At 64.1% G+C, this 9,845-nt stretch carries 11 protein-coding genes and 1 riboswitch; of the genes, 8 read left to right on the top strand and 3 right to left on the bottom strand.

The window, feature by feature from the left end:
* The 3 genes from cobW to EN846_RS13440 all read right to left on the bottom strand — a co-directional run bounded on the left by cobW (window position 1) and on the right by EN846_RS13440 (window position 2,941).
* A complete protein-coding gene (cobW, locus tag EN846_RS13450) occupies window positions 1-1,038 on the bottom strand; it encodes a cobalamin biosynthesis protein CobW (RefSeq protein ID WP_127393663.1) in 1,038 nt (345 codons plus the stop codon).
* 10 nt (window positions 1,039-1,048) lie between these two features.
* Window positions 1,049-1,468, bottom strand: a complete 420-nt coding sequence (locus EN846_RS13445) for a DUF1636 family protein (protein WP_127393664.1) — start codon at window positions 1,466-1,468, stop codon at window positions 1,049-1,051.
* Window positions 1,469-1,505: 37 nt separating this feature from the next.
* Window positions 1,506-1,712, bottom strand: a riboswitch (cobalamin riboswitch).
* Window positions 1,713-1,741: 29 nt separating this feature from the next.
* Entirely contained in the window at window positions 1,742-2,941 is a 1,200-nt protein-coding gene (locus tag EN846_RS13440; protein ID WP_135858720.1) for a winged helix-turn-helix domain-containing protein, read from the bottom strand.
* Window positions 2,942-3,273: 332 nt separating this feature from the next.
* On the opposite strand from EN846_RS13440, the gene EN846_RS13435 reads away from it, so the two are divergent.
* From EN846_RS13435 to EN846_RS13400, 8 genes are all read left to right on the top strand, one after another.
* On the top strand, window positions 3,274-3,639 hold the full coding sequence (locus EN846_RS13435; protein ID WP_010910112.1) for an NADH-quinone oxidoreductase subunit A: 366 nt from the start codon (window positions 3,274-3,276) through the stop codon (window positions 3,637-3,639).
* Entirely contained in the window at window positions 3,630-4,211 is a 582-nt protein-coding gene (locus EN846_RS13430; protein ID WP_127392359.1) for an NADH-quinone oxidoreductase subunit B, read from the top strand. The genes EN846_RS13435 and EN846_RS13430 overlap by 10 nt, the downstream gene beginning before the upstream one ends.
* Window positions 4,212-4,215: 4 nt before the next feature.
* Window positions 4,216-4,818 (top strand): NADH-quinone oxidoreductase subunit C, encoded by a 603-nt coding sequence (locus tag EN846_RS13425; RefSeq protein WP_127392360.1) that lies wholly within the window; start codon window positions 4,216-4,218, stop codon window positions 4,816-4,818.
* 26 nt (window positions 4,819-4,844) lie between these two features.
* Window positions 4,845-5,222, top strand: coding sequence for a four helix bundle protein (locus EN846_RS13420; protein ID WP_127311211.1), 378 nt, complete (start codon window positions 4,845-4,847; stop codon window positions 5,220-5,222).
* 63 nt (window positions 5,223-5,285) lie between these two features.
* Window positions 5,286-6,476: an NADH-quinone oxidoreductase subunit D gene (locus tag EN846_RS13415; protein WP_127286224.1), complete on the top strand. Its 1,191-nt coding sequence runs from the start codon at window positions 5,286-5,288 to the stop codon at window positions 6,474-6,476.
* On the top strand, window positions 6,477-7,748 hold the full coding sequence (locus EN846_RS13410; protein ID WP_127392361.1) for an NADH-quinone oxidoreductase subunit E: 1,272 nt from the start codon (window positions 6,477-6,479) through the stop codon (window positions 7,746-7,748).
* Window positions 7,749-7,758: 10 nt separating this feature from the next.
* Window positions 7,759-9,063 (top strand): NADH-quinone oxidoreductase subunit NuoF, encoded by a 1,305-nt coding sequence (gene nuoF / locus EN846_RS13405; RefSeq protein ID WP_127392362.1) that lies wholly within the window; start codon window positions 7,759-7,761, stop codon window positions 9,061-9,063.
* A 75-nt stretch (window positions 9,064-9,138) separates the two neighbouring features.
* Window positions 9,139-9,834, top strand: a complete 696-nt coding sequence (locus EN846_RS13400) for an NADH-ubiquinone dehydrogenase (protein ID WP_127392363.1) — start codon at window positions 9,139-9,141, stop codon at window positions 9,832-9,834.
* Window positions 9,835-9,845 lie beyond the last annotated feature (11 nt).

The raw sequence follows: 9,845 nt of genomic DNA, 5'->3' as shown, positions 1-9,845 counted from the left end.
TCAGCCGGCGAGGATACGCTCGATCGCCGGGCGGTTCAGCCCCTTCAGGCCGATGACGACGAGGCGCGAGCGGCGATCGTCCTCGGCCGTCCAGGCGCGGTCGTAGTAGTGGTTGACGCGCGGCCCGACGGCCTGCAGCAAAAGCCGCATCGGCTTGCCGCCGACCTCGACGAAACCTTTTACGCGCAGCACGTTTTCCTCTTCGGCGGCGGCGGCGACGCGTTTTGCGAGCTCGTCCGGATTGGCGATCGATGGAATGTCGACAATGAAAGTGTCGAAGTCGTCATGTTCGTGGTCGAATGCGCCGTCATGATGGGATTTGCGGTTCTCGATGTCGTCCTCCACGGCAAGACCAAGCCCCAGCAGCACGGAGGGATCGACCTTGCCGTGCGACGTCGGCACGATCTTCACGGCGCGGGCGGAGTGTTCGTTGATGATGGCGTTGGCACGGGCCGAACCGGCGGCGTCCATCAGGTCGCTCTTCGACAGGATGATCAGGTCGGCGCAGGCGACCTGATCTTCGAACACTTCCTCGACCGGATCGTCGTGGTCGAGCGTCTCGTCTTGCGCGCGCTGCGCCTGCAGGGCGTCCATGTCGTTGGCGACGCGGCCTTCGGCCAGTGCCGGGCCATCGACCACGGCGATGACACCATCGACGGTCACGCGGCTCTTCACGCTCGGCCACTGGAAGGCCTGGACCAGCGGCTTGGGCAGAGCGAGGCCGGAGGTTTCGATCAGGATGTGGTCGACCTTCGGCGTCAGCGACAGGATCTGGTCGAGCGCCGGCACGAAATCGTCGGCGACGGTGCAGCAGATGCAGCCATTGGCCAGTTCGACGATGTTTTCCTCCGGGCAGGCATCGACGCCGCAGCCCTTGAGGATTTCGCCGTCGATGCCGACATCGCCGAACTCGTTGACGATGATCGCCAGCCGCTTGCCTTTGGCGTTCTCGAGCAGGTTGCGGATCAGCGTCGTCTTTCCGGCGCCCAGGAAGCCGGTAACGACGGTGCAGGGAACTCGGGAGACGGATGCGGTCATGGTCAGTCCTTCAGCAGGTCGAGGGAGGGATGCGGGCAACAAGGCCGCGCTTCAGGGAATCGGGCCGGCCGCGCCACGGGATGAGGCCGTCGGTCGAGGTGGCGAAGAGCTTTGCGCCAGCAACGAGGTCGGCGCCGCTGGTCGCTGTCAGGTCGCCGAAGACGTAGCTCCAGCAGCCGTCACGCAGAAGCGCTGCGCTTAGGCGACGCTTGCAATTGCCGAGGCATTCGACAGTGCGGATGCGTATGTCCTGGCCGGAAGCAGCCCGGCGCGTGTCCTCGGCGAGCAGCGCGCCGGCGCGCGGATGGGCATCGGAACCCGTTTCGTCGCGGCAGGACGAGCAGACGATGACGGTCACGCCCGCCAAGGCTTCGCCGTCGTCGGACGGTATGTCCGCTCTGTCAGCCGGAAAACTGCTGTCGCGCTCCAAATCAGGCTCCTTGCCCGGAAAACCCGCCAGGCGATCGGATTCATCTGTCTCAGACGGCAGGTCTCCTGGCTCGCGGGTCATCGCCTTGGTTGCCGCCTTCCCGGGACCATCCCAGTGGTTTTCGGCCGAGGCTCATCGCTTACAGTTGCGGGGACAGCCGCGGAATTGGGATTCTCGATCCCGCACCGCATTCCCTCTTGGCCCCTCCCTTTGCCGGGAGAAGACCGTCTGCGGCGGATTTAGGCTTACGGGTGTGGGCCTGTCAACGCACGTCTACGACGCGCTAAGGCCTGCCAGCGCCGGGCCGAGGTCGCCGGCCGGCGTCACTTCGATGCTCTCGAGGCCAAGCCAGCCCTGCATTCGCTTGAGCTCCTCGAAGAGTTCTGCCGCAGTTTCCGGCGGCGTATCAGGCTCAGCATAAGCGGCGTGGACGCGCAGCACGCTCGCCGGGCGGTCGGCGCGGAGATCGACGCGGGCGACGATCCGGTCGCCGAGCAGGAAGGGCAGCACGTAGTAGCCGTATTGGCGCTTTTCGGCCGGGGTATAGATCTCGATGCGGTAGCGGAAGTCGAAGAGCTTTTCGGTGCGGGTGCGTTCGAAGACGACGGGATCGAACGGCGCGAGCAGGGCGCGTGCCTCGATCTTGCGCGGGATGCGGGCGTCCTTGTGGAGATAGGCCGGCTTGTCCCAGCCTTCGACCCGCATCGGCAGCAGATCGCCCGTCTCGACCAGTTCCTCGATCCGGTCCTTAGTATCGCCGGGCGCCAGACGAAAATAGTCGCGCAAGTCGCTATAGGTGGCGATGCCATGCGCGCGGGCGGAAATGCGCAGCAATTCGCGATGCGCGTCCTCGACGGAGGGAACCGGCAGGTCGAGCACGGCCCGCGGCAGCACGCGCTCCGGCAAATCGTAGTAGCGCTCGAAGCCGCGCCGGTAGGCGGTGGTGATGCGGCCGGCCCAGAACAGCCATTCGAAGGCGTGCTTGGCCGCGCTCCAGCCCCACCAGCCGCCATTGCCCTTGTGGCCTTCTATGTCGGAGGCGGCGATCGGCCCGCGTTCGGCGACCTCGTTGTAGATCTCGTCAATCATCTGGCGCTGCTCACGGCCCCATTTCGCCAGTCCGAGATACATTTCCTCGCCCTGTTCGGCGCGCTGCATGCGCCAGCGCAGCAGCGGCCAGGTCTCGACCGGCAGGAAGGAGGCCTCATGCGCCCAATATTCAAAGACGGTGCGCTTGCGCGTGAGCGCGGCGTTGTCGAGCAGGGAAAGCGGGTAGGGGCCGAGGCGCGAATAGAGCGGCATATAGTGCGCGCGCACCACGGCGCTGACGGAATCGATCTGCAGCAGGCCGGTGCGGGACAGCACGCGGGCGAGGTGGCGGCGGTCCGGCGTGCCGCCCGGCTGCGGGTCGGTGAAACCTTGCGCGCCGAGCGCGATGCGCCTAGCCATCGCGAGAGATATCTTTTCCTTCATCCAGAAGCCTTGCCCCGATCCGTCTACCCGAATTTCCAGTCAATGATTCCAGCCATGCTAGCAGCAAATGGCGGGAGATATGTCAGGAGAGAAAAGTGGAGTAAAAAGCGAAGGAAATCAAACAGGAGCGGATCGGACCAGTTTCTTCCGATCTGGCGTCCAGCGCCGCGTTTTGAACAAGGTTTGACTTGCTTCGCCGAAAGCGCTGCGCTAACCCTCGCCGCGTTGCAGCATAGGCCCTTAAAACGGTTCAGCGGTGAATCTGTCACGCTTCCGCAATAGGATCGGTTGCTGTAATCAACGTGGATTGACCGCCAACGGAAAGCCGCAGCATGAACGCACTTTTGAGTTCGTATCTGCCCATCGTCCTGTTTATCGGCGTGGCGCTTGTCGTCGGCCTGGCGCTGCTTGCGGCGCCGTTCCTGGTGGCCTACCGCAACCCCGACCCGGAAAAGCTTTCCGCCTATGAATGCGGTTTCAATTCGTTCGACGACGCACGCATGAAGTTCGACATCCGCTTCTACCTGGTGTCGATCCTGTTCATCATCTTCGATCTGGAAGTGGCCTTCCTGTTCCCGTGGGCGGTGTCGTTCTCGAAGATAGGCATGCTCGGTTTCTGGTCGATGATGGTGTTTCTGGCGGTGCTGACCATCGGCTTCGCCTATGAATGGAAAAAAGGAGCGCTGGAATGGGATTGAACGACAGTTCAGGCACCCTCGTCGCGCCGAAGCCCAAGGGCATCATCGACCCCAACACCGGCCGGCCGGTGGGGCAGGATGATCCGTTTTTCCTCGAGATCAACAACGATCTGGCCGACAAGGGCTTCCTCGTCACCTCGACCGAGGCGCTGATCACCTGGGCGCGCAGCGGCTCGCTGATGTTCATGACCTTCGGCCTCGCCTGCTGCGCGGTCGAGATGATCCACACCTCGATGCCGCGCTACGACTCCGAGCGGTTCGGCGTCGCGCCGCGCGCGTCCCCGCGCCAGTCCGACATCATGATCGTCGCCGGCACGCTGACCAACAAGATGGCGCCGGCGCTGCGCAAGGTCTACGACCAGATGCCGGAGCCGCGCTACGTCATCTCCATGGGCTCGTGCGCCAATGGCGGCGGCTACTACCATTATTCCTATTCGGTGGTGCGCGGCTGCGACCGCGTCGTGCCCGTCGACATCTATGTGCCCGGCTGTCCGCCGAGCGCGGAAGCGCTGCTTTACGGCATTCTTCTGTTGCAGAAGAAGATCCGCCGCACCGGCACGATCGAGCGGTGAGCCGATGAGCCAGAAGTTGAACGAACTCTCCACCTATCTCGGCGAGAAGCTCACTGGCCGCATCGGCGAAGCCGTGCTGGCCTATGGCGAGCTCACGGTTTCCGTCGAGCCGGGCAGCCTGATCGAGGTGGCGACTTTCCTGCGCGACGATGCGCGTTGCCAGTTCGTCTCGTTCATCGACGTCAGCGGTGCCGACTATCCGTCGCGCGCCCGGCGCTTCGACGTCGTCTATCACCTGTTGTCACCGAAGCAGAATGTCCGCATCCGGCTGAAGGTCCAGGCCGACGAGGAGACACTGGTTCCCTCGCTCACCGCCGTTTATCCCGGTGCCGACTGGTTCGAGCGCGAGACCTACGACCTCTATGGCGTGCTGTTCTCCGGCCATCCGGACCTGCGGCGCATCCTCACCGACTACGGTTTCGAGGGCCACCCGCTGCGCAAGGATTTCCCGCTGACCGGCTTTGTCGAGGTGCGTTACGACGACGAGGCCAAGCGCGTGATCTACGAGCCGGTCGAGCTCAAGCAGGAATTCCGCAATTTCGATTTTCTTTCCCCGTGGGAAGGCACCGACTACGTGCTGCCGGGGGATGAAAAGGCGAAACAGTGAGTAGTCAGTAGTCAGTAGGGAAGGAATTGGGAAAGCGGATCGAATCTTATCGCGACCTGATGGTGTGGCAAGCGGCGATGGTTCTCGCCGAAGATTGCTATCGCGTCACCAAAGGTTTTCCGAAAGACGAGATCTATGGAATGACCTCCCAGATGCGCCGCTCGGCGGTATCGATCGCCGCTAATATCGCTGAGGGGTACGGTCGTGAGAACAGAGGCTCGTTCGTTCAATTTCTGCGCATGGCGCAGGGTTCGTTGAAGGAACTAGAAACTCACATATTGTTGGCGTGCCGTGTCGGTATGCTGGAGCGAGACAACGAGACTGAACTGCTGCTGCGATGCGAAGAGATTGGGAAAATGATGCGATCTCTGATCAGAACGGTGCAGGCGAAACAGGCGGAATAGTAGGCGTTGAGCTGATGATCACTACTCACTACTCACTACTGACTCTTCGCCAGAGGCGCCACAATGGCTGAAACCTCCGTCCGCAACTTCAACATCAACTTCGGACCGCAGCACCCTGCGGCGCATGGCGTTTTGCGCCTGGTGCTGGAGCTGGACGGCGAGGTGGTCGACCGCGTCGATCCGCATATCGGACTGCTGCATCGCGGCACCGAGAAGCTGATCGAGGCCAAGACTTATCTGCAGGCGGTGCCTTATCTCGACCGGCTCGACTATTGCGCGCCGATGAACCAGGAGCATGCCTTCGCGTTGGCCGCCGAGCGCCTGCTCGGCATCGAGGTGCCGAAGCGCGGCCAGTTGATCCGCGTGCTCTATTCCGAGATGGGCCGCATTATGTCGCACATCCTCAATGTGACGACGCAGGCGATGGACGTCGGCGCGCTGACGCCGCCGCTGTGGGGCTTCGTCGAGCGCGAAAAGCTGATGGTGTTCTACGAACGCGCCTCGGGCTCGCGCATGCATGCGGCCTATTTCCGCCCCGGCGGCGTGCACCAGGACCTGCCGCAGAAGCTGGTCGAGGACATCGGCAAGTGGATCGATCCGTTCCTGAAGTCGATCGACGACCTCGACGCGCTGCTCACCCCCAACCGCATCTTCAAGCAGCGCAATGTCGATATCGGCACCGTGTCGCTGGCCGATGCCTGGGCCTGGGGCTTTTCGGGCGTCATGGTGCGCGGCTCGGGTGCGGCCTGGGACCTGCGCAAATCGCAGCCCTACGAATGCTATTCCGAGATGGATTTCGACATCCCGATCGGCAAGAACGGCGACTGCTACGACCGCTACCTCGTGCGCATGGAAGAGATGCGCCAGTCGGCGAAGATCATGCGCCAGTGCGTCGACCTGCTGCTCGGCAAGGAAGGCACCGGGCCGGTGTCGAACCTCGACGGCAAGGTGGTGCCGCCGAAGCGCGCGGCGATGAAGCGTTCGATGGAAGCGCTGATCCATCACTTCAAGCTCTACACCGAAGGCTATCGCGTGCCGGCCGGCGAGGTCTATGCGGCGGTCGAAGCGCCGAAGGGCGAGTTCGGCGTCTATCTCGTCTCCGACGGCACCAACAAGCCTTACCGCTGCAAGCTGCGCGCGCCGGGCTTCGCGCATCTGCAGGCCATGGATTTCCTGTGCCGGGGCCACATGCTGGCCGACGTCACCGCCGTGCTCGGTTCGCTCGATATCGTCTTTGGTGAGGTCGATCGCTAAATGTCAGTCCGCCGTCTCGCAGATGCCAGCGTCCAGCCAGCTTCCTTCGCCTTCAACAAGGCGAATACGGCGGCGGCCAAGCAGTGGATCAAGAAATATCCGAAGGGCCGCGAGCAGTCGGCCATCATTCCGCTGCTGATGATCGCGCAGGAACAGGAAGGCTGGGTGACGAAGGCGGCGATCGAGACGATCTCCGATATGCTCGGCATGCCGCGCATCCGCGGACTCGAGGTCGCGACCTTCTATACGCAGTACCAGCTCAATCCGGTCGGCACGCGCGCGCACATCCAGGTCTGCGGCACCACGCCCTGCATGCTGCGCGGCTCGGAAGCGCTGATGGATGTCTGCCGCTCGAAGATCCATCACGACCAGTTCCACACCAATGAAAAAGGCACGCTGTCGTGGGAGGAGGTCGAATGCCTCGGCGCCTGCGTCAACGCGCCGATGGTGATGATCTTCAAGGATACGTTCGAGGATTTGACGCCGGAGCGGCTGGCCGAGATCATCGACCTCTATGAGGGCGGCAAGGGCGCCTCGGTGACGCCTGGCCCGCAGAACGGCCGCACCGGCTCGGAGCCGGCCACTGGCCTGACGACGCTGAAGAGCGAAAAGGCGATCCTGAAGTCGACGCGCGAGAAGGAAGCCAAGGCGGCGGCCAAGGCCGCCAAGGCGGCGCCGGATGCGATCATCGCGGCGCCGGTGCCGGCGCCGGCTGCCCCGGTCGCGCCCTCCAAGGCCAGCAAGCCGAAGACCGACGCGCCCGAGACCAGCCCGGCGCTGAAGACGCCGTCGCCGGTCAAGGTCGCGCCGGCCGTGGAAAGAGCGGCTAGCGTCTCAGCGCCGCGGCATTCCGCCGCCAACGCCAACAAGGCCTCGCCGGAAGTCGAGGGGGTCTCGAAGCAGCGCAACGGACCGAAGAACAAGGGCGAGCCGGTTGCCGCCTTCAAGTCGCCGGAAGCCAAGCAGCCTGCCGCCGCAAAACCTTCGCTCGACGACAAGAACCGGCCCGCCGGCATAGAACGGCCCGCCGCGGTCGACGACCTCAAGCTGATCTCCGGCGTTGGTCCGAAGATCGAGGGCACGCTGCATTCGCTCGGCATCTACACCTTCGCGCAGGTAGCATCCTGGAAGAAGGCCGAGCGCGAATGGGTCGACGGCTACTTGAACTTCAAGGGCCGCATCGAGCGCGACGACTGGGTCAAGCAGGCCAAGGCGCTCGCCAAGGGCGGGGTCGCCGAATACATCCGCGTCTTCGGCAAGAAGCCGGTCTGAGGGACGAACCATGCTTCAGGACAAAGACCGCATCTTCACCAACATCTACGGCCTCTTCGACAAGTCGCTCAACGGCGCGATGGCGCGCGGCGCCTGGGATAACACGCCTGGCTTGGTCGCCAAGGGCCGCGAGTGGATCGTCAACGAGATGAAGGCGTCGGGCCTGCGCGGCCGCGGCGGCGCCGGTTTCCCGACCGGCTTGAAATGGTCGTTCATGCCCAAGCAGAGCGACGGGCGGCCGAGCTACCTGGTCATCAACGCCGATGAATCCGAGCCCGGCACCTGCAAGGACCGCGACATCCTGCGCAACGACCCGCACACGCTGGTCGAGGGCGCGCTGCTCGCCGGCTTCGCCATGGGCGCGATCGCCGCCTACATCTATGTGCGCGGCGAGTTCATCCGCGAGCGCGAGGCGCTGCAACGGGCGATCGACGAGGCCTACGAGGCCAAGCTGATCGGCAAGAACAACACCTCCGGCTACGACTTTGACGTCTACATGCACCACGGCGCCGGCGCCTATATCTGCGGCGAGGAGACGGCGCTGCTCGAAAGCCTCGAAGGCAAGAAGGGCCAGCCGCGGCTGAAGCCGCCATTCCCGGCCAATGTCGGCCTCTATGGCTGCCCGACCACCGTCAACAATGTCGAGTCGATCGCGGTGGCGCCGACCATTCTGCGGCGCGGTGCGGCCTGGTTCTCGTCCTTCGGCCGGCCGAACAATGTCGGCACCAAGCTGTTCTGCGTCTCCGGCCACGTGAACAATCCGTGCACGGTCGAAGAGGCGATGTCTATCCCGTTCCGCGAGCTGATCGACACGCATTGCGGCGGCATCCGCGGCGGCTGGGACAATCTGCTGGCGGTCATTCCGGGCGGCGCGTCGGTGCCGCTGGTGCCGGCCGAGCAGATCATCGACACGCCGATGGATTTCGATGCGCTGCGCGACCTGAAATCCGGCCTCGGCACGGCGGCGGTCATCGTGATGGACAAGTCGACCGATATCGTGAAGGCGATCGCCAGGCTCTCCTACTTCTACAAGCATGAGAGCTGCGGCCAGTGCACGCCGTGCCGCGAAGGCACCGGCTGGATGTGGCGGGTGATGGAGCGGCTGGTGCGCGGCGAGGCGCAGAAGCGCGAGATCGACATGCTGCTCGACGTCACCAAACAGGTCGAGGGCCACACGATCTGCGCGCTGGGCGACGCGGCGGCGTGGCCGATCCAGGGCCTGATGCGGCATTTCCGCGGCGAGGTGGAGCGCCGCATCGACGAGTTTTCGCGCAACGCGCACCGGGTCGAGCCGGTGATGGTGGCGGCGGAGTAAGGTTGGAATTGCGGGCGAAAGCCCGGCGACAGGAATAACGGGCGGGGCATACGAAGAAACGACCAGGAGCACTCGATGGCGCTGTATTCGATACCCTATGCACTGATGCCCGACATGGAACAGTTGGAGAAGATGAACCAGGATCTGACCAGGATGATGCCTAAGGAGATGGCCAGCGCCGTCAATCTCCTGGCGCACCCTGTTGCTGGAGTCGCCGCCATGTCGGCGATAAGCATCGGGCTGGCCAATCATGCCTTCGGTGTCTGGCTGGGCGCGCTTTCGGGCGCCGCAGAAGCCTCGCAGCGGCTGTTCCAGCCGATCGTCGACGATTTCGAGGCGCGGAGCGAGGAGCTCGCGGAAGCCCAGAAGACCTCGTCCAAGGCGCGCAAGGCGGCAAAGACGCTGATCGCCGAGGCGCAGACCTTCGCCAGGGACGTGACCGACATCGCCCAGACCAGCGTCGAGAAGGCGCAAGACACCGGCGGCGCCGACACGGTGGCCAGCAGTGCCGCGGCCGGGCTGATGCCGGAGGATTTCAGGCAGCCCAAGGCCATCGACAGGCCGGTGGAGCCGGCCGACCTCAAGGCGATCTCGGGCATCGGCCCGAAGCTGGAGAAGGTGCTCAACGGCCTCGGCATCTGGTCATACGGCCAGATCGCGGCCTGGACGGCGGAAGAGATCGCCTGGGTCGAGGACTATCTGTCGCTCGCCGGCCGCGTCGGCCGCGACGACTGGACCAGCCAGGCAACGGCGCTGGCGGCCAAGGGTTGAAATTCAATGCC

The sequence above is a fragment of the Mesorhizobium sp. M4B.F.Ca.ET.203.01.1.1 genome (assembly GCF_004791025.1).
GTDB classification, from domain to species: Bacteria; Pseudomonadota; Alphaproteobacteria; order Rhizobiales; family Rhizobiaceae; genus Mesorhizobium; species Mesorhizobium abyssinicae.
The sequence above is the reverse complement of the archived record's forward strand: the minus strand, read 5'-3'. Positions and strand labels throughout refer to the sequence as shown.